This is a genomic window from Paenibacillus sp. (genome assembly GCF_035645195.1).
In the GTDB taxonomy this organism is placed as follows: Bacteria; Bacillota; Bacilli; order Paenibacillales; family YIM-B00363; genus Paenibacillus_AE.
In genome coordinates, this window is the sequence record NZ_DASQNA010000023.1 from 1 (window position 1) to 24,925 (window position 24,925).

Sequence of the window (24,925 nt, forward strand, 5' to 3'; positions counted from 1 at the left end):
TTCAGCCTTGGTCTCTTCAGGATACTGGGTGAACTTTTGCCCTTTCTTTGGCGGCATAGAAAAATCCCCTCCGGTCAACAGTGTTTCATCCATGATACCATGGACTCTTTTTTCACTGTCTACCATGAGGGGATAATACCAGCGCCGGTAATTCGGCGCCTCTGTTTTTTATACAAACGCGACGGTTTTTTTCCTTATCCGCTTCGTCGATGACCGATATAATTAACGATGTAAGCAGTTACAGTTACAGACAGATAGCAAATAGGGAGGTTAACTCTATGAAAAAGAAGGTACTGACAGCCCTCGCGCTCGTGACGGCTCTCACCGTGTCGGCTTGCGGCGGCGGCGCAGGTACGGGAACGACCGATTCCGGCAACGCGGGCTCGGGCGGCGCGGCGCAGCCGGAAACGTCGAACGGCGGCGGCGCGGCGGAGCAGGTTACGCTTCGCATGGCATGGTGGGGCGGCCAGCCTCGGCACGACTATACGCTTAAAGTTATCGAAATGTACGAGAAAGCGAATCCGCACGTCAACATCGAAGCGGAATACGCGAACTGGGACGACTACTGGAAGAAGCTGGCGCCGCAAGCGGCGGCGAACGAGCTTCCGGACATCATCCAGATGGACCTCGGCTACCTCGCGCAATACGGTCAAAACAATCAGCTCGAAGATCTGACGCCGTATATCGGCAATCAAATCGACGTGACGAACATCAACGAGAACGCAGTGAACGGCGGTGCGCTCGGCGGCAAAATTTACGGCTTCAACCTCGGCGTCAACGCGCTTCAAGTGCACTACGATCCGGTGCTGCTCAAGCAAGCGACGGGCCTCGACAAACTGCCGGACAACTGGACGTGGGAACAGTACGAAGAGCTTGCGAAGCAAGCGGCGCAAAACGGCTTGTACTTCGATACGGGCCTGAAGCCGGAAGTGTTCTTCAACTACTATCTCCGCACGAAAGGCGAGACGCTGTACAGCGCGGACGGCACGTCCCTCGGCTACGAGGATGACCAGTTGTTTATCGACTACTTCGGTCTGACGAAGCGTCTAGCGGAAGCGAACGCGACGCCGAAACCGGACGTCACGGCGCAAATCAAAGGCGTGGAAGACGATCTGATGGTCAAAAACAAAGCGGTCAGCGTATGGCAGTGGACGAACCAATACGTCGGCATTCAGCAGGTGGCGGGCCGCGACCTCGCGATGCATCCGCTCCCGGGTCCGGACGCGAACAAAGGCTTGTTCCTGAAGCCTTCCATGTTCTTCTCGATCTCGAAGAACTCCAAGGCGAAAGAAGAAGCGGCGAAGTTCATCAACTTCTTCGTCAACGATGTCGAAGCGAACAAACTGATTCTCGGCGACCGCGGCGTACCGGTATCCTCCGTCGTGAAAGAAGGCGTCAAGCCGTCCCTCAGCGCGGAGCAAGCGAAAGTATTCGACTTCATTACGTGGGCAGAGCAAAACAGCAGCGCGGGCGACCCGCCGGATCCGATCGGCGCGGCGGAAGTTATGGCAGCATTCAAGACGTATGACGAAATGATGAAGTTCGGCCAAATTACGGCGGAAGAAGCGGCAAAAGAATTCCGGGAAGAAGCAAACTCGATTCTGGGCAAGAACAAGTAAGAAGCTTTCAGGGTTGTCGAAGTAAGGACGATAGCTGATCGCGAGATCGGCTATCGTCGTTTCTGCCCCGGCACGCGAGTTCCATATCACAGGATTGGGAGTTGGTTGACGTGAATAGAGCGCTGAAAAACCAACTGACGGGGTATTTTTTCATAAGCCCGTTCATTATTGGATTTCTTGCATTCACCTTATTTCCAGTCGCGGCATCGCTATACTTATCGTTTACAGAATTTAATATGTTTACTGCGCCGCGATGGATTGGATTTGAAAATTACGCCGAAATGTTCACCGGCGACCGAAAATATTGGAAGTCCGTAAAAGTTACATTTTACTATGTTTTCGTCGGCGTTCCGCTGCGTCTAGCGTTCGCGTTGTTTATCGCCATGATCCTGAACCGCGTTTCGCGCGCAATCGGCCTTTACCGGACGATGTTCTATCTCCCGTCGATCATCGGCGGCAGCGTCGCGGTATCGATCATGTGGCGCAACCTGTTCGGCGACGAAGGCATCGTGAACCTCGGGCTGATGGCCCTCGGCATCGACCCGGTCCGCTGGTTCGGTAACCCGACCGCGGCGCTTTGGATGCTGATTCTGTTGTCGGTTTGGCAGTTCGGTTCCTCGATGCTCATCTTCCTCGCGGGCCTCAAAAACATCCCGACGGAATTGTACGAGGCGGCGAGCGTGGACGGAGCGAACGGGCTTCACAAGTTTTTCAAAATTACGCTTCCGATGTTGAGCCCGGTTATTCTCTTCAATGCCGTCATGCAGACGATCGCGGCGTTCATGAGCTTTATACCGGCGTATATCATCTCGAAAGGCGAGGGCGGTCCGCTCGACGGCACGCTGTTGTACTCGCTGTACTTGTTCCGACAAGCGTTCGTCTTCTTCGATATGGGCTACGGCTCCGCGATGGCATGGATCATGCTCTTGATCGTCGCTTTGCTTACATTCTTGCTCTTTAAATCTTCGAAATTCTGGGTGCACTACGAATCGAAAGGGGACTGATCCGCATGGTCGCATCGAAATATATCCGGAAATACACGTATCATGTGCTCGTGTCCGCATTCGCGATTCTGATGCTGTACCCGGTCGTATGGCTGTTCGTCAGCTCGTTCAAAATCAGCGAGCAAATTTTCGTGACGGCCGGAACTCTCATTCCGGACCCGTTCACGATCCAGAACTACTTTATCGGCTGGCAGGGCGTCGGGGGGCATACGTTCGGGACGTTCATCAAAAACTCGCTGATTATCGTCGTGTTATCGACGATCGGCGCCGTCTTCTCCTCGGCGATGATCGCCTTCGGTTTCGCGCGGACGAACTTTTTCGGCAAAGGGCTTTGGTTTACGCTGATGATGATGACGCTCATGCTGCCGTTCGAGGTCGTCATCATTCCGCAGTATATCGTGTTCGCTAAGCTCGGCTGGTTGAATACGTTCAATCCGATCGTCGTGCCGCAATATTTCGGCATCCCGTTCTTCATCTTCTTGCTCGTCCAATTCATCCGCACCATTCCGCATGAGCTGGACGAAGCGGCGACGATCGACGGCTGCGGCAAGTTCCGTTTGTTCTTCCGGGTCATCCTGCCGCTCATCGTTCCGGCGATGGCGACGGCCGCCATCTTCTCGTTCTACTGGCGCTGGGAAGATTTGCTCGGTCCGGTGCTGTACTTGAACAAGCCTGCGATGTACCCGGTATCGATGGCGCTAAAGCTGTTCCTCGACAGCGAAACGCTTTCGAACTGGGGCGCGATGTTCGCCATGTCCGTCGTCAGCCTGGTTCCGGTGTTGGCCGTATTCTTCCTGTTCCAGCGCTACATCGTGGAAGGCATCAGCACGACAGGGTTGAAATAATCCAACATGGATTCGGGAGGAGAAGTCGAAATGCCGCCGTTATCGTATGACGAGAATAAGCTGCGCGAGGTAATCGACCGCGTCGTCGACCGTACGTTCGCGATGGATTTCAATTGGGATTGGCCCGCGGGCGTAGCGTTCCACGGAGTATGCGAGGCATATGAAACTACGGGCAACGCATCGTACATGGAGCGCCTGAAAGAATGGGTCGATCTAGAGATGGAGGACGGGCTGCCCAAGCTGACCGTCAACGGCGTGTCCGTCGGCCACTCGCTCATCTCCTTGTATAAGTACACGGACGACGAGAAATATTTGGAGATCGCGAAGCAAATGGCCGAATATTTGACGCACGAAGCGCCCCGTTTCGGCGATGGCATTTTCCAGCACACGGTCAACTCGGTGAAGGACGTGTTCCCGGAGCAGGCGTGGGTCGACACGATGATGATGGCGGGATATTTCCTGCTGCGCATGGGCGACTTGCTCGGACGCGAGGACTACTTCGCGGACGGCCTGCGCCAGTATCACGGACACGAGGATTTGCTGCAGGACGAAACGACGAATTTGTATTATCACGGATGGGATAACGTCGCGAAAAACCACATGTCCGGCATTTTCTGGGCGCGCGGCAATTCGTGGGCGTCGTATACGATGGCGCGGGCGCTCGAGCTCGTGCGCGTACAGCATCCGTCGTACATGATTGTCGACTGCTCGCTGCGCGACCAACTCAGCGCGCTCGTACGCCTCCAATCGGAGGAAGGACTGTGGCACACGGTGCTGACGGATCCGACGTCGTATTTGGAAACGTCCGGCTCGGCCGGCATCGCGGCAGGGCTCCTGTCTCGCGGCAAAATGTACAACCGCCAAGTGCAGAAGGCGCTGGACGGCATTCTCGCGCGCATCTCCGACAACGGCACCGTGACAGGCGTTTCCGCCGGCACGGCGGTCATGGACGACGCGCAAGGCTACAAAGACGTGCCGTACAAGCGCATCCAAGGCTGGGGACAAGGGCTGACGCTTGCGTTCCTCGCGATGGTGCTGCGCCGCGGCGAGCAGAGCGATTGGTAAAAAGAAACGGAGGAGCGGCCGCTCCTCCGTTTTTGCATACTGATACGAAAAGCCCCCGGATCACGCCGATCCGGGGGCTTGCCGCGTGCGCTGGGGCTAGACGGAAGGCGCCCAAGACGGCTGCGGTCCGAACCGGCCCGGCGTTAAGCGCCGAGCGGCACGGAGACGACGAACTCGATCATTTTCGGCTCCGGCGTGCTGACGGATACGTTGCCGCGATACTGGCGCACTTTCTGTCTGACGATGGACAATCCGAGCCCGGAGTGGCCTGACGACTTTTTCGTCGTATACGTCGGCTGGAACATGCGCGAAAGCTCCTCGTCCGACAACGTTCTGCGCAGCGTATTCGAGACGGAGAAATGAATTTCGTCTTGCTCGAGCCAGCCCTCGACGCGAACGACTCGATGCTCCGGCTCCAGCTCCATCACTTCCTCGAAGGCGTTGTCGATCAAATTGGCTAAAATTTTCACGATGTCTACCGACTTCACGCCCTTGATGCCGACTATGTCGGTCATGCCTTCGAATCGGAAGGAGAAATCGATCCGCTGACGCAGCGCGACGGCCGCCTTCGCCTGGATGATCGCCGCGATCGCAGGATGGCCGATGTTCACGATGTCGCTCACGGCGATCGTTTCGTCGACGAGCTCTTTGACATATCTATGCAGCTGGTCGTATTTTTTCGCGTCGGCCATCGCTTTCAACGTATGCAGATGATTGACGAGATCGTGCCGCTCGCCGCGAACGGCGACGAACAGCGATTGGACTTCTTCGTTGTAATCGTCCTGAACCGCTTGCACGACTTCGTCCTGCGCCCGATTGACGAAACGGTACAGCGCGTAAATCATCGCGACGCTCGCAAGGAGCGCGATGGTCGTGACCATGAGGAGGTTCATCAGCTGGTCGCGCAGCTTCGATTGAATGACGGCGTAGTCCGACGTAATGCCGATGACATACGGTTGTCCGAACGCGGGATCCTGCACCGGAAAATAAGAGCGGTACACCGTGCGTCCGTCGATCGTCATCAGCGAATGGACCGCCTGATCGCTCCGGTACGCGCGTTCGATCGCTTCCGCATCGTTCGGCGAACGCAGCGTATAGGTGCCGAACAAAATTTTCCGAGACTGATACTGATTGAGTTCGACGCCGTTGCGGATATTGACGAGCTCGTCGTCGGGCACGGAGAACGTGAGCGGGTTGAACAAGGCGATTTCGGCCAAAAAATTGTGGTGCCGCAACGTGTCGTTTATGACGGTTTGGACCCCGGTGTACTGCTCAAGCTCGTTGACGTAGTAGGTGTTCATGATCGGATTGATCAAGTAGTTGGTCGAACCGTCGTAAAAATATCCGAATTTGTTTTTCGTGTCCGATAAAATCGCGGCGGACGGGGCGATTTCGCCTGCCCAGTAATGCTCCATGCTTTGCCCGTACTCCAATCCTTCGACGCGTCGATGCTCGAACAGCTGCTGGAACGCTTCGAAATAGTTGTCCCACGTTTTCGAGCTGAGCCCGATTTCCCTCGGATCGGACGAGCGAACGCTGACGACGTCGTCGGGGGTGCGGGCGAACAGCGTAATGTAGCTGACGCCGAGCTCCTTCGCCAGTTCTTTCAGCCGGGCGTTGTCGACTTGATCGTAGGACGGCGGCAGCGCGTATTTCGCCGCGATCGCCGCGGATCGCAAATTGGCGGCCATCAATCGATCGACGTAGTGGTACGCCTGCTGCGAGCGTTGGACGCTGATTGTAATCTGCGCGGACACTTCCCTCATTTGCGTTTCCAACGATTTATGCAATTCTGTTTTCGTCATGTAGTAGTTCGCGATGTCGTTCACCAGCAATAACGCGGCGACGAAAAAGAAGAGAGTCAATGAAAGTTTACGACCGACCATAGCGTCCTCCTGCTACTAGTTCCTTCTTTATAAGAATACATCAAAATGGAAAATTTTTATAGCAATATTCGACATGATCCGAGGGTCGTCGACACTTTTTTTAAAGAATTGTACATAGGTCAATAAAAATAGGGATAGATATAGGGTGAGGGGCTATATTATACTATAGGAAAAGAGGAGGAGTGCCCTTATGGAAAACGGTCGGGATCATCATCACCACCATCATCACGGCGAAGGGGAGGAGCGCAAAAGCCATCACCCCGACAAAGTGAAAGCGAATTTGATCAGCCGCCTGAACCGGATCGAAGGCCAGGTGCGGGGCGTCAAAGGCCTGATCGAGAAAGACACGTACTGCGACGACGTGTTGAACCAAATTTCGTCGATTCAATCGGCGCTTAACGGCGTAGGGAAGCTGCTCCTAGAGCATCATATGAAAAGCTGCATCATCGAGCGCATTCAAGAAGGGGATGCCGAAGTGATCGACGAGCTGCTCGTCACCGTGAACAAGCTGATGAAATGAGGAAGCGAATCACCCAGCTTCCCTCTTGACAAAGGTAGGGTACGGGGGTATATTATAAATATCTTACACTACATGAAGGAGATGTTGGACGATGACGACGATTACGTTCCAAGTGCAAGGCATGAGCTGCAACCATTGCGTCAATTCCATCGAGGGAGCGCTGTCCGAAATTGGCGCGACCGGCAAAGTCGACTTGGCAAACGGCACCGTTACGGTGCAATATGAAGAGAGCAAGCTGTCGGCGGACGCACTGAAAGAAGCGATCGAAGAACAGGGCTACGACGTCGTCAGCTGACGGAAACCGCTGGGGGAGAGAAGGCCATGCAAGCTGCGGACGGAAAGCCGCTGGAGCGGGCGACCTTACGCATTACGGGGATGACCTGCGCAGCGTGCGCGAACCGAATCGAGAAAGGGCTCGGCCGCATGCCCGGAGTCGCTGCGGCGACGGTCAATCTCGCCATGGAGACGGCGCGCGTCGAATACGTGCCCGGCGAGGTGGATCTGGCCGCGTTGCAGGCGAAGGTGGAGAAACTCGGTTACGGCGCGCTCCCCGCGGAGGAGGCGGCGGACGCCGAACGGGAACGGCGTGAGCGGGAGCTGCGGCGCCAGCGGGGGAAGCTGGCGCTGTCCTCCGCGCTGTCGCTGCCGCTGCTGTGGGCGATGGCGGGCCATTTCGGGTTGACTTCATGGCTGTATGTACCCTCCTTGTTTATGAACCCGTGGTTCCAGCTGGCGCTTGCGACGCCGGTGCAGTTCGTCGTCGGCCGGACGTTTTACGTCGGCGCGTACAAGGCGCTGCGGAACGGCTCCGCCAACATGGACGTCCTGGTCGCGCTGGGCACGTCGGCAGCGTACTTCTATAGCTTGTATTTTACGCTGGCGCCAGCCGCCGACGCCGAGGCGCATCACGGGCCGCCGCTGTATTACGAGACGAGCGCCGTCCTCATTACGCTCGTCGTGCTCGGGAAGCTGCTCGAGGCGCGGGCGAAGGGACGCACGTCGGCGGCGATCCGCTCGTTAATGGGCTTGCAGGCGAAGACGGCGCTCGTCGTGCGCGGCGGCGCGGAGCTCGCCGTGCCCGTCGAACGAGTCGAGGTCGGCGATCTCGTCGTCGTGCGGCCGGGCGAGAAAATTCCGGTCGACGGCGTCGTCGTCGAAGGCGCTTCCGCCGTCGACGAGTCGATGCTGACCGGCGAAAGCTTGCCGGTCGACAAGCGCGCCGGCGATTCGGTCATCGGCGCGACGATCAACAAGCATGGCACGCTGCTGTTTCGGGCGACGCGGGTCGGCCAGGATACGGCGCTCGCGCAAATCGTCAAGGTCGTCGCGAACGCCCAAAGCTCCAAAGCGCCGATCCAGCGCGTCGCCGACCGGATCTCGGGCGTGTTCGTGCCGATCGTCGTCGCGCTGGCGGCGCTCGTGTTCGCCGGTTGGTACGTCTGGTTCGCCCCGGGGGAACTGACGCCGGCGCTCGACGCCGCGATCGCCGTCCTCGTCATCGCGTGCCCGTGCGCGCTCGGTCTCGCCACGCCGACATCCATTATGGCGGGCTCCGGGCGGGCCGCCGAGCTGGGCGTGCTGTTCAAGGGCGGGGAGCATCTCGAAGCGGCGCATCGTCTCGACACGATCGTGCTCGATAAGACGGGCACGATCACGAAGGGCAAGCCCGAGCTGACGGACGTTCGCAGCGAGCTGGACCGCGACGTGTTCCTGAAGCTCGTCGGCGCTGCGGAGAGCCGGTCGGAGCATCCGCTCGCCGAGGCGATCGTCGCCGGCGCCAAGGCCGCCGGGCTGACGCTGTCGACGCCGTCCGCGTTCGAGGCGGTGCCGGGCGCGGGCGTCGCCGCCGTCGTGGACGGCCGGAGCGTGCTCGTCGGCACCCGGCGGCTCATGGAGGCGCGCGGCGTCGACGCGCGCCGGGCGTACGAGGCGATGGCGCGCCTCGAGGAAGCGGGCAAGACGGCGATGCTCGTCGCCGTCGACGGCCGGTATGCCGGGCTTGTCGCGACGGCGGATGCGGTGAGGCCGACGTCGAAGGCGGCGATCGAGCGCCTTCGCGCGATGGGTCTTGCGGTCGTCATGCTGACCGGCGACAACGCGCGCACCGCGCAGCGGATCGCGGCCGAAGTCGGCGTCGACCGGGTACTCGCCGAGGCGGCGCCGGAAGGGAAGGCCGCCGAAGTTCGTCGGCTGCAGGAGCAGGGCCGCAAGGTCGGCATGGTCGGCGACGGCATCAACGACGCGCCGGCGCTCGCGGTCGCCGACATCGGCATGGCGGTCGGCACCGGCGCCGACGTCGCGATCGAGACGGCGGGCGTCGCGCTCATGCGCGGGGATTTGACCGCCGTCGCCGACGCCATCGAGCTGAGCCGCCGGACGATGGTCAATATCCGGCAAAATTTGTTCTGGGCGCTCGCGTACAACGCGCTCGGCATCCCCGTCGCGGCCGCGGGGCTGCTCGCCCCGTGGGTGGCCGGCGCGGCGATGGCGTTAAGCTCCGTGTCGGTCGTCCTGAATGCGCTGCGTTTGCAGCGGATGAAGTTGTAGGGCGGCCGTCCGGGTACATTGATCATCGGCAACGCATTTAGAGCATAGGGTTACGTATCGAAGAGCGCCGCTGTTCGCCGCAGCGGCGCTCTTCGAGCGTCGCAGCGAGAGGAGTGCGGTAGGTTCATGGAATCGACGGAACGGCCGCTGATCGAGACCGGTCGGCGGGATCATGTCATCTTCGCAATCGTCACTGTACTGTATTGGGTTTCGTTGTATACATACATCCCGATCTTATCGCCGTATTTGCTGGAAGAGCTGCACGTCGGCGCGGCGCTCGCCGGCATTATTTTAGGCACGTACGGTTTTATGCAAATTTTGCTCCGGCTTCCGCTCGGCATTTGGTCCGACCGTCTGCGCCGCCGCCGCCCGTTCATCGCGCTCGGCCTGCTGACCGGCGGCTTGTCCTGCCTGCTGTTCGCCGTCGGGGATCATCCGGGTTGGGCGCTGGCCGGCCGAGCGATGAGCGGTGTGTGCGCTTCCACTTGGGTCGCCTTCACCGTGCTGTACGCGGCTTATCACACGCGCAAAGACGTGCAGCGGGCGATGAGCTCGATCAGCTTTCTGATCGTCGTCGGACAGCTGATCGGCATGGGCGTCAGCGGCTGGCTCGCGGACCTTTACGGCTCTAAAGCGACGTTCTACGCGGGCGCCTTGGCCGGTGCCGTCGGGCTGTTTTTCGTCTTCGGCGTGAAGGAGCCGACGGGGGGCGTCGCCCGGAGCCCGATGCGCTTCGCCGACATCGGGACCATCGTGCGGAACGCGACGCTTCTGCGCGTATCCGTGCTGTCGATTTTGGCGCACAGCGTCTTGTTCATCACGATGTTCGGCTTCACGCCGTCGTACGCGACGGCGACGCTCGGCGCGACGCGCTGGGAGCTGAGCCTGCTCAGCTTCGCGTTCATGGTGCCGCACGCCTTCGCGCAGCTGTACAGCGGCCGGCTGCTGGCGCCTCGCCTCGGCGCTTGGACGACGATCGCGGTCGGGCTCGCGGTCAGCGGGTTGTGCACGCTGGCGATCCCGTTCGCGGCGTCGCTGCCGGCGCTGTACGCCACGCAGGCGCTCAACGGCCTGGCGCAAGGGCTGCACATGCCACTGTTCCTCGCGCTCGCGATCCAAGGCGTGCAGGCGGAGAAGCAGGCGACGGCCATGGGCTTCTACCAGTCCGCCTACGCCGCCGGCATGTTCGGCGGTCCGTTCGCCGCCGGCTGGATCAACGAAATCGGCGGCCTCAACGCCGGCTTTTGGCTGGGCGGCGTGATCGGGCTCGCGTCCGCTCTCGTCGCGGTCCGCTTCGGCGCCGCCGCCCGCCGCGCGGCCGAAGGACGCGCCGGGTAAGCGCCGCCCGCTCCCGCCTCGCGGCGTTACCGAGCTGCTCGGCCTCCTCGGCCGGGCGGCTTTTTCGTGCTTGCGCCTCGCCGCCGAGCTAGGAATTCCGCTTACCGCGCTAGTAATATTGCAGATTTGCGCAAAATTTCCGCCGAACATGCCGTTTTGACCCCGTCCTGGGGCCGTCCGGAGGCAAATAGCCCGAACTTGCGGCTAAGTGTCCCGTCCGAGGCCGTCCGGAGGCAAATAAGCGCAAGCATGCGGCTAAGTGCCTCGTCCAGGGCCGTCCGGGGGCAAATAAGCGCAAGCATGCGGCTAAGCGCCTCATCCGGGGCCGTCCGGAGGCAAATAAGCGCAAACTTGCGGCTAAGTGCCTCGTCCGGGGCCGTCCGGGGGCAAATAGGCGCAAACTTGCGGCTAAGCGCCTCGTCCGGGGCCGTCCGGAGGCAAATAAGCGCAAACTTGCGGCTAAGCGCCTCATCCGGGACCGTCCGGAGGCAAATAAGCGCAAATTTGCGGCTAAGTGCCTCAGCCCGTCCGCCTCCTCTGGGACGAAATTCCACCCGAACTCCTGCAACATTCAGAAACCGACCGGCGTTAGAATAGGCGAGGAGTTCGACAGAGATCACAGAGGAGGGACCATCATGAAATTTTATAACAAACGGAAATTGGCGCTGCTCGCGGCGCTCGCGCTGGCGTTGACCGCGGCGGGCTGCAGCGGCGCGGCGGACGGCGAAGAGCCGGGCGCATCGGAGCAGCCATCGCAAGAGTCGCCATCGCAAGAAACACCTTCGCAAGAGTCGCCGACGGAACAGACGCCGGAAGCGGAGCAACCCGCGGAAGAGCAAAGCGAAGCGGCGCTGGGCGTCGAGAAGGGCGCCTCGAAAACGATCGATACCGAAATCGAGGGCATGTCCGAGCAGGTCAACGTGACGGAATACACGCTGACGCCGTACAACATTCAATTCGTGCTGCGCACCGACATGGGCGAGCCGACGGTCGAGGACGGCAAAGTCGTATACAAAACGCAAATGGGCGACGACGTCGCGACGATCAGCTTCGAAGTGAAAGAAGGCATGACGATGGACGACGCGGTCGCCGAGGCGCAGCAGGCGTACGCGGACGGTTACGAAGCGCAGGAGCCGGCCGACATCGGTACGGATTTGAACGGCTATTCGGGGAAAATCCAAGGGTTCCAGAAGGAAGACTATTTCTACGGCTTCCACGTGTTCAGCGTGAACGACAACGCGCTCGTCATCCATCACAGCTACCCCGCCGAGGCGGGCGACGGCATGGGCGCCGTCATGCACGAAATGCTGCAATCGATTCGATAATCATCCGAACGACGACGGAAAACAAACCGGCGGACGCGACGCGTTCGCCGGTTTTTGCATGAGAAACGGCTTGCCGGGTATCTTATGGAATAATCGGTGGCAATCTAGACGACTGGAGTGCACTTGATGGAAATAATCGTCCTGCTCGCATTGGTGCTGCTTAACGCGTTCTTCGCCGCATCGGAAATCGCACTTATTTCCCTTAACGACAACAAAATCAAACTCATGGCCGAGGAAGGGCACAAGAAGGCGGTCATGCTGCAACGGCTGCTCAGCGAGCCGAGCCGGTTTCTGGCGACGATCCAGATCGGCATCACTCTTGCCGGCTTCATGGCGAGCGCGTTCGCGGCAGGCAGCTTCGCGGACGATCTCTCCGCCTTCTTGATCGGCGCGGGCACGCCGCTGCCCGCGGGGGCGGTGCAGACGTTCTCGGTCGTCCTGATCACGCTGCTGCTGTCCTATTTCACGCTCGTGCTCGGCGAGCTCGTCCCGAAGCGGCTCGCGATGAAGAAGGCCGAGCCGATCGCGATGCTGGCGGCGCGGCCGCTGACGCTGCTGTCGATCGTGTCGGCGCCGTTCGTGAAGCTGCTGACGCTGTCGACCAACGTCATCGTGCGGCTGTTCGGCGTCGATCCGAACGCGAAGGACGAAGAGGTGACCGAAGAGGAAATCCGCATGATGGTCGATGTCGGCGAGGAGCGCGGCGCGATTCAAGAGAACGAAAAAATGATGATCAACAACATTTTCGACCTGGATACGAAAACGGTGGAGGACATCATGACGCACCGCACCGATCTCGTCGCCGTCCCGGTCGACGCCACGTCGAAAGAGGTCGTGCGCCTCATCAACGAGGAAAAATACACGCGGATGCCGGTATACGAAGGGGCGATCGACAACATCGTCGGCGTCCTGCACGTGAAGGACATCGTGCAATACATGGAGGCGTGCGAAGATCGGGAGTTCCGGCTCGCCGACATGATCCGGGCGCCGCTGTTCGTGCCCGCTTCGCGGAGAATCGACGATCTGTTCAAGGACTTCCAGAAGAGCAAAGCGCATTTCGCGGTCGCCATCGACGAATACGGGGGCACGGCCGGCATCGTCACGATCGAGGACCTGCTGGAGGAGATCGTCGGGAACATTTTCGACGAGCACGACGAAGAGGATGACGAGAGAGAGGTCGATCGGCTCGAGAACGGCGCGTTCGTGTTCAAGGGCAGCGTATCGCTCGAGCTGGCGGAGGACGTGCTCGATATCGACTTGCCGACGGAGGAGTTCGATACGATCGCCGGCTTCCTGATCGGGCGGCTCGGCGCCATCCCGGATCCGTCGGAGCGAGCCCGCATCGAAGAGGCCGGATACGCGTTCGAGGCGGACGAGATGGCCGGCCGCCGGATCGCGAGGGTGAAGGTGGAGAAGCTGTAGACCCCCTTCCGAAACGCATCCGACGCAGCGGACAATTCCGCGGAAAATACGCCTTGCCAACGCGCAAGTCCCCATGGTAATATCTAACATCAAACGGAAGGGTTTCTAGGGATTCGCCGGGACGGACGCAGGGCGCGCGATGCGCAAACATGCGATCCGCTTCGAAGGAACCGAGCGAAACCGGCGCAGCCGAACAACCGCTGCCGCTACACCGTAAGGGATAAAAGACCTTCGGCAAGTTCCGCCTCCCAAGGCGAACTGGGCCGGCAGGTCTTTTTTGCTTTACCGGGAGAAAGAGACAGAGGGGAGCGGGAGAACCATGAAGGCGATCGTAGTGGAGGGGCTGACGAAAACGTTCCGCACGAAGCGGAAGGCGGAGGGGCTCGCGGCCGCCGTGCGCGGGCTGTTCCGCCCGGACGTCGTCGACCGGACGGCGGTGGCGCCGATTTCCTTCGAGGCGGTCCAAGGGGAGACGCTGGCGTTCCTCGGGCCGAACGGGGCCGGAAAATCGACGACGATCAAAATGCTGACGGGTATCCTGCATCCGAGCGGCGGCGAGGCGAGCGTGCTCGGACTGACGCCTTGGCGGGACCGGGCGAAGCTGTCGTACCGGATCGGGAGCGTGTTCGGGCAAAAATCGCAGCTGTGGTACCACCTGCCGCCGATCGACACGTTCGAGCTGATGCGCAGCATTTACGAGCTGCGGCGGCGAGACTACGAGCGGCGGCGCGACCTGCTGATCGAACGGTTCCGCCTGCAGCCGTACTTGCAGACGCCGGTGCGCAAGCTGTCGCTCGGCGAGCGAATGCGCTGCGAATTGGCCGCGGCGCTGCTGCATCGGCCGGACATCGTCTTCCTCGACGAACCGACGATCGGTCTCGACGTCGTCGTGAAGCAGCATATCCGCGAGCTGATTCGGGAGCTGAACCGGGAGGAAGGGACGACGTTCTTCCTCACCTCTCACGATCCGGGCGATATCGAACAGCTGTGCCGGCGCGCGATCGTCATCAACCACGGGCGCATCATCCTCGATCAGCCGGTCGCGGTGCTGAAGCGGGAGCTGCTGACGCAAAAAACGGTGAAGCTCGAGCTTGCGAATGCGGAAGCGGCGGAGCGGTTCGCTTGCGAAGGCGCGCGCGTCGTCGAGCGGTCGGAGCGGCGCGTCACGCTGTCCGTCGATACGGCGGCGACGTCCATCGAGCGCGTGCTCGCAGGCATCGTCGGGACGGTGCCGATCCGCGACGTGACGATCGAAGACCCGCCGATGGAGGACATCATTGCGCATATCTACGAGAAGAAAGGGGAGACGTCTGCATGAAGAACGCGGTGCTGGGCCTAAGGAAATACCCGGCGGTCACGCGGATGACGCTGAAGCATTCGTTCGCGTACCTTGCCGACTTTTTCGTGCGGACGGTGTTCCTGATCATCATTCTTTATATCTTCATGCAGCTGTGGGGAGCGACGTACGCGGGCGAAGGCGAACCGACGATCGCCGGCTATACGTTTTCGGATATGGTCTGGTATTTGATTATTTCGGAGGCGATCACGATCGCGCTGCCGAGCATGCAGGCGATTGTGGAGCAGGATGTGAAAAGCGGCGATGTGGCGTACCGGCTGACGAAGCCGATGAGCTATGTCGGCTATTATTTCGCGTGGTACAACGCCGAGGTGCTGCTGCGGACGGCCGTCAATTTGGCCGCCGGCGGCGCCCTCGGATGGCTCGTCTTCGGCGTCCCGGATTTCGGCTACGGCTGGCTCGCGTTCGTCGTCGTGGCAGCCGGCGCGTTCACGGTCAACTTCCTTTTGAACATGATCGTGGCGTTATGCGCGTTTTGGGTGGAGGAGACGATCGGTCTTGAATTTATTTACAAGAAGCTGCTTTTCACGGCCGGAGGCATGCTGATGCCGCTCGATATGTTCCCGCTGTGGCTGCAGGACGTCTGCCGCTGGCTGCCGTTCCAGGCGGTGCTGTATTTCCCGGCGTCGACGGTGACGAACTTCGATGCGGCGAAGCTGCCGGGCATGCTCGCGATGCAGTGGGGCTGGGCGGCGGTATTGGCGGCGATCGTCTTTTGGATGTACGGAAGAGGGGTGCGAAAGCTCCATGTCAACGGAGGGTAATCGGCTGCGGCCGACGTTGCGGTTTTTGCTGACGTGCTGGAAGCTGAATTTGGCCGGCGCGATGGAGTTTCGGATGAGCTTTCTGATGACTGCGGGCATGATGGTCGTCAACAACTTCGTTTGGATTTTTTTCTGGGCGGTATATTTCGATCGCTTCAAGGTCGTCGGCGGTTGGACGCTGCAGGACGTCATGATGCTGTGGGCGGTCAGCGCGGGAGGCTACGGCATCGCCGCGACGCTGTTCGGCAACATGAACCGGATCGCCGCAATGGCGGCGCACGGCGAGCTGGACGTCTATCTCGTCCAGCCGAAACCGGTGCTGCTGAACGTGCTGGCGAGCCGGATGTCGGTGTCGGCGATCGGCGACGCGGCCTTTTCCGTCATTCTGTACGCCGCGTTCGGCGACCATACCTGGCTCGGCTTCGCGAAATATGCGCTCGCCCATCTTGTGGCGGCGGCGATCTTCCTGTTTTTCATGGTCATCGTCGGCTCGCTCGCGTTCTGGTTCGGCCATGCGGAAGGGCTGACCGGTCAAATGTTCAACGCGATTTTATCGTTCTCGACGTATCCGACGGACATTTTCAAAGGCTGGGGGAGAATCGTGCTGTTTACCGCGATGCCGGCGGGCTTTGTCTCCTATATGCCCATCGGGCTCATGCGCGAGGCGGTGCAGGTCGACTTCCTGCTAGGGGCGCTCGGCATGTCGATGGCGCTCGCGTTCTTCGCCGTCCGCATGTTCTATGCGGGACTGCGCCGCTACAGCTCCGGCAATTTGATGGCGATGCGGAGGTAAGGGCGGGAGAACCCCGCCTATTCCCCCGGGCCCACGCTGGGGCGCTCGAACACCCTGCGGTACACGGTTAAGTGCAGCGTCTGCAAAAAGGCGTAGATCGGGATGGAATACGCAAGAATGTATCCGTGCTTGTAGTGAAACAAGCCGAAGCGCAGGCTGCACCACTCGACGGCGGCCGCAAGGCACACCCATACGGCGATGTACGGAATGACGAGAAATCCGCGAATCCGAAAGCGCTGGGCCAAATAGATGTAGAAATACCCGTAAGGCGCGTACATCGCGTACGAGATGAAGTCGAACAGCTCGTAAGCCGACCTGTCGTTGAGGTCGTAGTAGTCGAATGGCGGAAGCGCGAGCGTATGGTCGAACGCATGCGCAAGGAATACGCCGATCGACGCATTAAACAACGCCTGCGTCGGCGTGAACCGCTTCGGGGCGAGCGCCATGCCCGTCGCGCCCAAGGCGATCATGCCGAGGGCGAACCATTCGTTAGCGTTGAAGCCGACATTGTAGAGCGCCTCATGCTTCATAGCCGTTCCGCTCCTTTCGCCATAGGGCGCGCAGAGCCCTCCCGACCCCGTAAGCGATCGCCAGCATCGCTGCGATCAGGAGGCATTCGTAAGCTTCATTCCATTCGTTGTATCGGATCGCGCCGAGCCCGCGCAGCGCCTGTCCGATCCCGTACAAGTATAGGAAGGCGGCGGCGGCGGCCGCCAGCTTCGCGGCGCGGCGGCCGGCCTCGAGCGCCGCGTTAGCGAAAGCGATCAGCGTCAAAGGATACGTGACGTCGCGATACAGCACGACGGCCATCGTTTTCGGCGGATGCATACTGATCTCCAGCCATTCGAGATTGTGCGACAGCACGGTCCATCTGTTCGCATTCACAATCAACATCGCCATAAACAATAACACGTTTACCGGCAAAGGCAGTTTGCGGGGAAGCGCCGCGACGACGTGGATCGTCAGCCACACGCTGAGCAGGGATACGACGAGCGCCAAAGCGGCACCTCCAAAACGGCGATGGCCGAGATCATTGCAGCGGCCGGTTCAGAATGAAAATTTCCATTTTTTCGTCCTCGGCGAGCGAGACGCGGGTGCGCACCGACTCGATGCTGCAGCCGAGCTCGGCGGCGAACTCCGAGCGGAGCGTCTCCTCATACACGGGGCGGCGGTCGACGGGCAGGCCGCGGGCGACGACGACGACTTTGTTTTCGACGATCAGCACGTGCGTTTCGGAGGAGGCGGCGCCGGCGGTTTCCCGCTCGACGCGGTTGTACACTTGACGGATCGATTCTTCCAGCGATACGGGATGGCGTTGAGAGACGTTCATTAAGAAATCGGACTCCTTTCGTAACCGTTTTCTTGCTAGTATTTCCCGATTTCTGTATTTGCAATCCGCCGTCGCGGTGGTAATGTAGGAGTACGGAAATACAGGGAGGGTTTCGCGCGTGAGTGCGATTGCGGAACGGATTTTCGCCGGGCTCGCAGCCGCGGCGGCGCTGCCTGCGGTGTTGTATGCCGAGCGGGCGTGGCTGACCGGGGTCGATGGCGGGCCGCCATGGTTTGGATGGGCGTTCATCGCCTTGTTCGCAGCCCCGGTCTATTGGACCGTCGGGGGCGCAGCGTCCGTCGTCGTCGAATGGGCGGCGGATCGGCTGTCCGGGATCGGAGCGTTTCGGAGGGTCAGCATGTATGCGCTGCAGGTCGTCGGGTACGCGGCGATGGGATACGTCGTATACGTCATGCTGGCATACGCGCTGTTCGGGCGGTCGAACGGCGGCGCCGTCGCTTGGCAGGCGCTGTGGATCGGCGTGCCCGCCGCGCTCCTCTACGGCCATGCCGCGCTCGCCGTGCGGGCGCTCTCGAGCTATCGCCACGCGCAGCGGTTCGGCGCGCCGGTGGAAACCGAGCGGCTCCGGTTGGAGCCGTGCACGCTGGCGCGTTACGAAGCGGCCCGGCGGGAAGGATACCCGCTCGGCAATCACGTGAAGACGTATATCGGCTCGCTGCGACGGCATCCGCGCTTGCTGGGATGGGGCGTGTGGCTCGTCCGGCTGAAGGAAACCGGCCAAATCGTGGGGGATGCGGGGTTTAAAGGCAATCCCGACATTACCGGCGCGGTGGACATCGGGTACGGCTTCTTGCCCGAACATCGCGGGAAGGGGTACGCGACGGAAGCGACCCTCGCGCTTGTCGCATGGGCGTTCGAGCACGGAGCCGGGCGCGTGACGGCCGAAACGCTGCGCGACAACGCCGCGTCGATCCGGGTGCTGCGCAAATCCGGCTTCCAGCTGTATCGGGAAGACGAACATTATTATTGGCGGCTCGACTTGGTCGACCGGCTGCGCAGGGGATAAGGAGCAAAGCGAAGGGGCATCGCTTCGGGGGCTTACGGATGAAATTTTTTCCGGTAAGCGCTCGGGGTGATGCCCTCCGTTTTCGCGAAGCACTGCGTGAAATAGGAGAGATGCGTGAAGCCGACGTCCTCGGCGATGCGGGCGACCGGCGCGTCAGTGTTGATGAGGAGCAGCTTCGCCTGCTCGACGCGGTATTGCGTCAAATATTCGAGCGGCGTCACGCCGAACACCTGCTGCATGCAGCGGGCGACGTACGTTGGATGGAAGTTGAGGCCTTCGCCGATTTCCCGGTAGTGGATCGGATCCCGGTAATGCTCCCGTAAAAACTGGGCCGTCTTCTCGGCGAGCGCGATCGACGCCGACGTCGCCCGAAACTGCTGTTCGCCGTGCAAGTCATGGAGCACTTCTTGGAACGTCGTCTGCTGCTGCCAGCGCGATGACGGCTTATGCTGTTTGTTCAAATCGATCAAATGCTTGATGTTCCGATACGTCTTCGTCGGGAACGTCAGCTTGCAAAACTGCGGCACGACGAGCGTAAAATGCTGGACGGGCTTCTTCGTCAGCTCCGGCGCCGGAATGACTTCGTCGTACGGGTACAGCCGCGCGCCGCCCGGGCCGGCCTCCTCGTCGGTAACCGCGCTCCACTCCCCCGTCGTCTGGAAATGAATCCAAAAATACTGCGTTTCGCGCCTTGCCGGCTCCAGCGGCACATAGCCGCGATCGGGCCGAATGATAAAGGCGTGCCCCTTCGTCACTCGGTACTCCTTCTCCCCCTCCGCGAGCGCGATTTTCCCGCGCACGACCACGAGCATCTTGAAAATGCCGAGCTGCGACACCGCCGGATGCGTCTTGCCGACCGGCATGATCCGCTCTCCGCCGACGATGTAATGAGGCAGCGGCGGCGCTTTGAATTGCAGGAAATCCATTGACGCGTTCGTCCTTTCGCCTTGATGAATCAAGCTTCTCCGGAAGTCGAAGGTTACGATTTTGACAATCGAAGTTCAAATGTTATCTATGCCGAACCCATTATATCAAATACATTATGTGATGAGATTGTAAATTTGGAAAAGGTTTTCAAGGCCACACTAAGCCGAATCGGCAACAGCAGAGGGGGAGCAACGCTTGGGCAGGAAAACGATTTTCCGCGAGCATATCGCAAGACACCGTTGGTCGTATTTGATCGGCTTCGCGCTGGTCACCGTCTCGTCGCTGCTGCAGCTGCTCATCCCGGTGCTGATGGGCCGCTTCACCGACCAGCTCGAGGCGGGGCTGCTCGACGCGGCCCGCATCGCCGCCTTCGCGCTCGGCATCGCCGCCGTCGCGTTCGGCACCGCGACGTTCCGGTCGGTCAGCCGCATCTTCATGTTCCGGCTCGCGCGCGTGCTGGAGAAGCGAGTGCGGGGAGACCTGTTCCGCCATTGGGAACGGCTGCCCGCGCAATATTACGCGAACCAGCGCGTCGGCGACTTGATGGCGCACGGCGTCAGCGACGTCGGCGTCATGCGCGAAGTGACGATGGGCGCGTACTACCAAGTGGCGGAGGCTGTCGTCCTGATCGGCGTCACCGTCGGAGCGATGGCGTTCAGCATTTCGCCGCTGCTGACGCTGCTGACGCTCCTGCCGCTGCCGCTGCTCAGCTACATGGCGTACCGGTTTCACAGGAAAGTACTGAAGGAGTCGACGGACGTGCAGGACGCGATCGGCGACATGACGAGCCGCGTGCAGGAATTCATCGCCGGCATCCGCGTCGTCAAGGCGTTCACGCAGGAGCGGGCGGAGATCGACAAATTCGACCGGTCCAATCAGTGGGCGGTCGAGACGAGCCGGCGGTTCGTGAAGACGAACTCGCTGTTCAACGGCGCCAGCCAAGGCATCGTCGGGCTGTCGTTCCTCATCTCCGTCATCGTCGGCGGCGTCATGGTGCTGGAAGGCTCGATCACGCTCGGCGACTTCGTCGCGTTCAATACGTACTTAACGCTCATCATCGGCCCGATCGAGAACGTCGGCCGGGTCATGAACGTGCTGCAGAAGGGGGCCGCCAGCGAGAAGCGGCTGCTCGAAATTTTGAATACGGCGCCGGAGGTGACCGACGGACCCGATACGAACTTCGCGGTTACGAGGCTGGAAGGGGAAATCACGTTCCGCGATTTGACGTTCGCGTATCCGGGGGCGAAGCGCCCGGCGCTCCGCAACGTGACGCTGCACGTGCCGCGGGGCAGTTCGCTCGCCATCGTCGGCAAAGTCGGCAGCGGCAAGAGCACGCTCGTCTCGCTGCTCGTGCGCATGTATAACCCGCCGATCGGCTCGCTGTACGTCGACGGCCGGGACATCCTGACGGTGCCGCTGAAGACGCTGCGCGAAAACATCGGCTTCGTGCCGCAGGACGGCTTCCTGTTCTCGTCGACGATCAAGGACAACATCAGCTTCGACCCGAAGCCGCACACGATGGACGAAGTCGAGGAGGCGGCCCGCGTCGCGCAAGTGTACGACAATATCGTCGAGTTTCCGCGCGGGTTCGATACGGCGCTCGGCGAGCGGGGATTGTCGCTCTCCGGCGGCCAGCGCCAGCGCGTCAGCATCGCCCGGGCGATCATCAAGCAGCCGTCGATTCTCGTTTTCGACGACAGCCTGTCGGCGGTCGACACGGAGACGGAGGACAAAATTCTCGCCGGGCTCGACCGCGTCATGAAAGGGCGCACGACGATCATCATCGGCCATCGGATTTCGTCCGTTCGCCGCGCCGACCAAATCATCGTGCTCGACCAAGGGCGCATCGTCGAGCAGGGAACGCATGACGCGCTCGTGCGGCTCGGCGGCATTTATGCGGATATGTATCACAAACAGCTCATGGACGACGAAGCGCGCCGAACGGATTCGCGAGAGGAGGCGTCTCAGGGATGAAGGATATTCACCAGGAGAGGGAAGTCACGAAATTCGCCGACGCGCAGCTGCTCGCCCGCTTGATTCGGTATGCGGCCCCGTACTGGGCGCCGTTCGCGCTATGCGTGGCGCTCGCATTCCTCGTCGTCGCGTCGGACCTCGGCCGCACGTATTTGATCGGCCACGCCATCGACGACCATATCAACGGCTACCGCCAGCCGATGGCGGCGGCGCCGTCGCGCGCCGAGCTGGAACGGCGCGGCTTCGAACCGCTCCCCGGCGATACCGGGGAGCTTGCCTATGCGCGCGTCGGCTGGGACTACGCCGCGGGCGGCATCGACGATCTGGCGAAAGCGCAGATCGCGGAGGCGGACGGCGCCGCGTATCTCGTCGACGGCTGGCTTCCGGCCGCCGGCGGGGACGGCTACCGCATCGAGCCGCTCGGGGACGGCCGAGCGATCGTGCGGCTCGAGGGCGGCGGCGCGCTGAACGCGCGGGCGCTCTCCGGGGCCGAGCTCGATGCGTTCCAGGCCGGCGACGCGCCCGCGATTTGGCGGCTCGGGGGACTGTTCCTGCTCGCCGTCGTCGCGGCGTCGGTGCTCAGCATCTGGCAGATGAACCTGCTGCAGTTTACGGGGCAGCGCATCCTGTTCACGATCCGCGATCAATTGTTCCGGCATATCGCCCGCATGCCGATGTCGTTCTTCGACCGCAACCCGGTCGGGCGGCTCGTCGTGCGGGTGACGCAGGACACCGAGTCGCTGAACAACTTGTTCACGCAGGTCATCGTCACGCTCGTCAAAGACGTGCTCGTGCTGATCGGCATCGTCGCCGTCCTGTTCTACATGAACGCGGAGCTGGCGCTGTTGACGCTGTGCGTCTTGCCCGTGCTGGCCGCCTTGACGTTCTGGTATAAGACGGTCATCCGCGACGCCCAGCGCATTACGCGCGCCATTCTGTCGCGGCTGAATTCGTTCCTCGCCGAAAACTTGTCCGGCATGCGCATCACGCAGCTGTTCGTGCGCGAGCAGCGGCAGTGGCAGCAGTTCGACGAGCTGAACGACAGCTACTTCCGCGCCGGCATGCGGGGCACGATCATCAACTCGATTTTCCAGCCGGCGATCGGGTTCGTCGGCAACCTCGCGGTCGCGCTGCTGCTCTGGTACGGGGGCCTCCGCGTACTCGACGGCGCGCTGCAATTCGGGGTCGTGTTCGCGTTCACGATTTACGTGCGCCAGTTTTTCAACCCGCTCATGAGCCTTGCCGAGAAATACGGCCAAGTGCAGATGGCGATGGTCGGCGCGGAGCGCATCTTCGATCTGCTCGACGAGAAGCCGTCGATGCAGGAGGCGGAGCGGCCTGCGGCGCTGCCGCAGCCGGTGCGGGGCGAAATCCGGTTCGAGAACGTCTGGTTCGCGTACAACGCCGAAGAATGGGTGCTGCGCGACGTCTCCTTCGTCATCAAGCCGGGCCAGACGGTGGCGTTCGTCGGCGCGACCGGCGCGGGCAAAAGCTCGATCATCCAGCTGATCAATCGGTTCTACGATATTCAGAAAGGGCGCATTCTGCTCGACGGCGTCGATATTCGGGAGCTGCCGCTCGCGGAGCTGCGCCGCGCGGTCGGCATCGTGCAGCAGGATGTATTCTTGTTCACGGGGACGATTCATTCGAATATTAAGCTGAACGAAGACGCGATCACCGACGACATGGTGCGGGACGCGGCGAAGCGCGTACATATGGACGAATTCGTACGCTCTTTGCCGGACGGCTACGAGACGCAGCTCGGGGAGCGGGGCGTCACGCTGTCGCTCGGCCAGCGCCAGCTGCTGTCGTTCGCGCGGGCGATCGTGTTCAAGCCCCAGGTGCTGATCCTCGACGAGGCGACGTCGAATATCGACACCGAGACGGAAATCGTCGTGCAGCAGGCGCTCGCCGAGCTGTCCCGCGACCGAACGACGCTCGTCGTGGCGCACCGGCTGTCGACGATCCAGCACGCCGATCAAATTATCGTCATGCACAAGGGGCGCGTCCGGGAGACGGGCACGCACGCGGAGCTGCTTTCGCAAGGCGGTTACTACTTCCGTCTCCATCAGCTGCAATACAAGGATCGGACGGCGGTCGCGGGAGCGGCGGAGTAATTCCGGAAATAATGGGAGCCGCACATGCGCATACTCAAGGTAGCGGCGAAGCGGGGGCAGAAGCGGCGACGGCAACATCGCTGCGCTTGCGACCTTCCGCCGGCTGCCGCGTATGAAACGAGTGCAGCCGATTACGGCGTTCCGGAAAAGGATGGATGATGCGTTGATACAAACCGCGGTGGAAGACGAGGCGTATTTGCGGGCGGAGTTGGAAGCCGTCCGCAGGTGGGAGCTCGAACAGAAGGATTTGTGGTTTTGGGAAAAGCTCGCGCGGCTGCCGTTCGAGCTGCTCGACCGGGTGACGCCGAAAATCGTGCATGAGAAAATCGGTCAGGCGCTCAACGAGGTCGGCAGCTTCATTCAGACGGGCGGGCAATATTTGGTGTCGGAGCGCTCCGTGCTGCACCTGCTGGAGCGGGCGGCCGACGGCGCCGAAACCGAGGGGCTGACGCTCGAACGCGCGCGCGAGCTGCCGCTTGCGGCGATGGACCGGGCGGCGGACGCGCTCGCGGAAAGCCGCGCCGGCTGGGCGACCGCCCAAGGCGCGACGACGGGCTTCGGCGGCATGCTGACGCTCGCCATCGACATCCCGGCCGTGCTCGGGCTGTCGCTGAAGGTGCTGCAGGAAATCGCGTTGTGCTACGGGTACGATCCCCAGGAAAAACAGGAGCGCGCTTTTATCGTCAAATGTCTCCACTTCGCTTCGGCGGACGTCGTCGGCAAGCGGGCGGTGCTCGAGGATTTGGACGCTTTCGCGGAGCCGGGAGGCGACGGCGGGGAGCGGACGGCGATGTCGCAGCTGCAGGGCTGGCGCGAAGTGGTCGCCGCGTATCGCGACAATTTCGGCTGGAAGAAGCTGTTCCAGCTCGTGCCGATCGCGGGCGCCGCGTTCGGCGCGTACATCAACCGAGGGACGCTCAAGGACGTGGCCGAGGCGGGCAAAATGCTGTACCGCAAACGCAGAATTTTGGAGAAGCTCGAGGCGGCGGGAAATTAATTTCTCGCCCCTCCGCATTTGTCCAACATAAAGCGCTTCCATCTTTCATATGATGAACTATCATGATG

22 protein-coding genes are annotated in these 24,925 nt (G+C 61.1%); 17 read left to right on the forward strand and 5 right to left on the reverse strand.

The features are described 5' to 3' along the window. The first annotated feature begins 278 nt into the window (after positions 1-278). From VE009_RS12495 to VE009_RS12510, 4 genes are all read left to right on the forward strand, one after another. Positions 279-1,619 (forward strand): ABC transporter substrate-binding protein, encoded by a 1,341-nt coding sequence (locus VE009_RS12495; RefSeq protein ID WP_325008040.1) that lies wholly within the window; start codon positions 279-281, stop codon positions 1,617-1,619. Positions 1,620-1,729: 110 nt separating this feature from the next. Continuing rightward, on the forward strand, positions 1,730-2,623 hold the full coding sequence (locus VE009_RS12500; protein ID WP_325008042.1) for a sugar ABC transporter permease: 894 nt from the start codon (positions 1,730-1,732) through the stop codon (positions 2,621-2,623). Positions 2,624-2,628: 5 nt separating this feature from the next. Beyond that, positions 2,629-3,468: a carbohydrate ABC transporter permease gene (locus tag VE009_RS12505; protein WP_325008043.1), complete on the forward strand. Its 840-nt coding sequence runs from the start codon at positions 2,629-2,631 to the stop codon at positions 3,466-3,468. Between the two features lie 30 nt (positions 3,469-3,498). Beyond that, positions 3,499-4,533 (forward strand): glycoside hydrolase family 88 protein, encoded by a 1,035-nt coding sequence (locus tag VE009_RS12510; RefSeq protein ID WP_325008045.1) that lies wholly within the window; start codon positions 3,499-3,501, stop codon positions 4,531-4,533. A gap of 143 nt (positions 4,534-4,676) precedes the next feature. On the opposite strand, the gene VE009_RS12515 is transcribed toward VE009_RS12510, so the two are convergent. After that, positions 4,677-6,419 carry a sensor histidine kinase gene (locus VE009_RS12515; RefSeq protein ID WP_325008047.1) on the reverse strand — a complete coding sequence of 581 codons (1,743 nt, stop codon included), beginning with the start codon at positions 6,417-6,419 and terminating at the stop codon, positions 4,677-4,679. A 190-nt stretch (positions 6,420-6,609) separates the two neighbouring features. Between VE009_RS12515 and VE009_RS12520 the strand changes: the two genes are divergently transcribed. From VE009_RS12520 to VE009_RS12560, 9 genes are all read left to right on the forward strand, one after another. After that, entirely contained in the window at positions 6,610-6,939 is a 330-nt protein-coding gene (locus VE009_RS12520) for a metal-sensitive transcriptional regulator (protein WP_325008049.1), read from the forward strand. A 91-nt stretch (positions 6,940-7,030) separates the two neighbouring features. After that, a complete protein-coding gene (locus tag VE009_RS12525; protein WP_325008051.1) occupies positions 7,031-7,234 on the forward strand; it encodes a copper ion binding protein in 204 nt (67 codons plus the stop codon). Between the two features lie 26 nt (positions 7,235-7,260). Then, a complete protein-coding gene (locus tag VE009_RS12530; protein ID WP_325008053.1) occupies positions 7,261-9,486 on the forward strand; it encodes a heavy metal translocating P-type ATPase in 2,226 nt (741 codons plus the stop codon). A 126-nt stretch (positions 9,487-9,612) separates the two neighbouring features. After that, the gene (locus VE009_RS12535) at positions 9,613-10,824 is read left to right on the forward strand and encodes an MFS transporter (protein WP_325008055.1); all 1,212 of its coding nucleotides are present in this window, start codon (positions 9,613-9,615) and stop codon (positions 10,822-10,824) included. Positions 10,825-11,459: 635 nt separating this feature from the next. Continuing rightward, positions 11,460-12,149 (forward strand): hypothetical protein, encoded by a 690-nt coding sequence (locus VE009_RS12540; protein WP_325008057.1) that lies wholly within the window; start codon positions 11,460-11,462, stop codon positions 12,147-12,149. Positions 12,150-12,275: 126 nt separating this feature from the next. After that, positions 12,276-13,571: a hemolysin family protein gene (locus VE009_RS12545; RefSeq protein ID WP_325008059.1), complete on the forward strand. Its 1,296-nt coding sequence runs from the start codon at positions 12,276-12,278 to the stop codon at positions 13,569-13,571. 319 nt (positions 13,572-13,890) lie between these two features. Continuing rightward, on the forward strand, positions 13,891-14,889 hold the full coding sequence (locus tag VE009_RS12550; protein WP_325008061.1) for an ABC transporter ATP-binding protein: 999 nt from the start codon (positions 13,891-13,893) through the stop codon (positions 14,887-14,889). Next, the gene (locus VE009_RS12555) at positions 14,886-15,692 is read left to right on the forward strand and encodes an ABC transporter permease (RefSeq protein ID WP_325008063.1); all 807 of its coding nucleotides are present in this window, start codon (positions 14,886-14,888) and stop codon (positions 15,690-15,692) included. Before VE009_RS12550 ends, VE009_RS12555 begins: the two co-directional genes overlap by 4 nt. Beyond that, positions 15,676-16,485: an ABC transporter permease gene (locus VE009_RS12560; RefSeq protein ID WP_325008065.1), complete on the forward strand. Its 810-nt coding sequence runs from the start codon at positions 15,676-15,678 to the stop codon at positions 16,483-16,485. The genes VE009_RS12555 and VE009_RS12560 overlap by 17 nt, the downstream gene beginning before the upstream one ends. 17 nt (positions 16,486-16,502) lie before the next feature. Here the strand turns inward: VE009_RS12560 and VE009_RS12565 are convergent, their stop codons facing one another. The 3 genes from VE009_RS12565 to VE009_RS12575 are packed head-to-tail and all read right to left on the reverse strand — an operon-like array spanning position 16,503 to position 17,815. Then, positions 16,503-17,015 (reverse strand): hypothetical protein, encoded by a 513-nt coding sequence (locus tag VE009_RS12565; protein WP_325008066.1) that lies wholly within the window; start codon positions 17,013-17,015, stop codon positions 16,503-16,505. Further along, the gene (locus VE009_RS12570) at positions 17,005-17,484 is read right to left on the reverse strand and encodes a hypothetical protein (RefSeq protein WP_325008068.1); all 480 of its coding nucleotides are present in this window, start codon (positions 17,482-17,484) and stop codon (positions 17,005-17,007) included. Before VE009_RS12570 ends, VE009_RS12565 begins: the two co-directional genes overlap by 11 nt. A gap of 31 nt (positions 17,485-17,515) precedes the next feature. Continuing rightward, positions 17,516-17,815 (reverse strand): hypothetical protein, encoded by a 300-nt coding sequence (locus VE009_RS12575; RefSeq protein ID WP_325008070.1) that lies wholly within the window; start codon positions 17,813-17,815, stop codon positions 17,516-17,518. A 118-nt stretch (positions 17,816-17,933) separates the two neighbouring features. Between VE009_RS12575 and VE009_RS12580 the strand changes: the two genes are divergently transcribed. Then, positions 17,934-18,842 (forward strand): GNAT family N-acetyltransferase, encoded by a 909-nt coding sequence (locus tag VE009_RS12580; protein WP_325008072.1) that lies wholly within the window; start codon positions 17,934-17,936, stop codon positions 18,840-18,842. A gap of 32 nt (positions 18,843-18,874) precedes the next feature. Here VE009_RS12580 and VE009_RS12585 read toward each other — a convergent pair whose 3' ends face one another. Further along, on the reverse strand, positions 18,875-19,768 hold the full coding sequence (locus tag VE009_RS12585) for an AraC family transcriptional regulator (protein WP_325008073.1): 894 nt from the start codon (positions 19,766-19,768) through the stop codon (positions 18,875-18,877). 196 nt (positions 19,769-19,964) lie between these two features. Here VE009_RS12585 and VE009_RS12590 point away from each other — a divergent pair, with 196 nt between their 5' ends. The 3 genes from VE009_RS12590 (at position 19,965) to VE009_RS12600 (ending at position 24,857) form a co-directional block, all read left to right on the forward strand. Further along, positions 19,965-21,743: an ABC transporter ATP-binding protein gene (locus VE009_RS12590; protein ID WP_325008075.1), complete on the forward strand. Its 1,779-nt coding sequence runs from the start codon at positions 19,965-19,967 to the stop codon at positions 21,741-21,743. Further along, positions 21,740-23,860 carry an ABC transporter ATP-binding protein gene (locus tag VE009_RS12595; protein WP_325008077.1) on the forward strand — a complete coding sequence of 707 codons (2,121 nt, stop codon included), beginning with the start codon at positions 21,740-21,742 and terminating at the stop codon, positions 23,858-23,860. The genes VE009_RS12590 and VE009_RS12595 overlap by 4 nt, the downstream gene beginning before the upstream one ends. Before the next feature lie 151 nt (positions 23,861-24,011). Then, a complete protein-coding gene (locus VE009_RS12600) occupies positions 24,012-24,857 on the forward strand; it encodes an EcsC family protein (protein ID WP_414694847.1) in 846 nt (281 codons plus the stop codon). Positions 24,858-24,925: the final 68 nt, after the last annotated feature.

Bases quoted from the DNA above. Each gene is read 5' to 3' on its own strand.
- VE009_RS12585 (WP_325008073.1), bottom strand. From the start codon at position 19,768: ATGGATTTCCTGCAATTCAAAGCGCCGCCGCTGCCTCATTACATCGTC.
- VE009_RS12530 (WP_325008053.1), top strand. From the start codon at position 7,261: ATGCAAGCTGCGGACGGAAAGCCGCTGGAGCGGGCGACCTTACGCATT.
- VE009_RS12560 (WP_325008065.1), top strand. From the start codon at position 15,676: ATGTCAACGGAGGGTAATCGGCTGCGGCCGACGTTGCGGTTTTTGCTG.
- VE009_RS12510 (WP_325008045.1), top strand. From the start codon at position 3,499: ATGCCGCCGTTATCGTATGACGAGAATAAGCTGCGCGAGGTAATCGAC.
- VE009_RS12575 (WP_325008070.1), bottom strand. From the start codon at position 17,815: ATGAACGTCTCTCAACGCCATCCCGTATCGCTGGAAGAATCGATCCGT.
- VE009_RS12555 (WP_325008063.1), top strand. From the start codon at position 14,886: ATGAAGAACGCGGTGCTGGGCCTAAGGAAATACCCGGCGGTCACGCGG.
- VE009_RS12550 (WP_325008061.1), top strand. From the start codon at position 13,891: ATGAAGGCGATCGTAGTGGAGGGGCTGACGAAAACGTTCCGCACGAAG.
- VE009_RS12540 (WP_325008057.1), top strand. From the start codon at position 11,460: ATGAAATTTTATAACAAACGGAAATTGGCGCTGCTCGCGGCGCTCGCG.
- VE009_RS12600 (WP_414694847.1), top strand. From the start codon at position 24,012: ATGGATGATGCGTTGATACAAACCGCGGTGGAAGACGAGGCGTATTTG.
- VE009_RS12545 (WP_325008059.1), top strand. From the start codon at position 12,276: ATGGAAATAATCGTCCTGCTCGCATTGGTGCTGCTTAACGCGTTCTTC.
- VE009_RS12525 (WP_325008051.1), top strand. From the start codon at position 7,031: ATGACGACGATTACGTTCCAAGTGCAAGGCATGAGCTGCAACCATTGC.
- VE009_RS12515 (WP_325008047.1), bottom strand. From the start codon at position 6,419: ATGGTCGGTCGTAAACTTTCATTGACTCTCTTCTTTTTCGTCGCCGCG.
- VE009_RS12505 (WP_325008043.1), top strand. From the start codon at position 2,629: ATGGTCGCATCGAAATATATCCGGAAATACACGTATCATGTGCTCGTG.
- VE009_RS12565 (WP_325008066.1), bottom strand. From the start codon at position 17,015: ATGAAGCATGAGGCGCTCTACAATGTCGGCTTCAACGCTAACGAATGG.
- VE009_RS12520 (WP_325008049.1), top strand. From the start codon at position 6,610: ATGGAAAACGGTCGGGATCATCATCACCACCATCATCACGGCGAAGGG.
- VE009_RS12595 (WP_325008077.1), top strand. From the start codon at position 21,740: ATGAAGGATATTCACCAGGAGAGGGAAGTCACGAAATTCGCCGACGCG.
- VE009_RS12535 (WP_325008055.1), top strand. From the start codon at position 9,613: ATGGAATCGACGGAACGGCCGCTGATCGAGACCGGTCGGCGGGATCAT.
- VE009_RS12495 (WP_325008040.1), top strand. From the start codon at position 279: ATGAAAAAGAAGGTACTGACAGCCCTCGCGCTCGTGACGGCTCTCACC.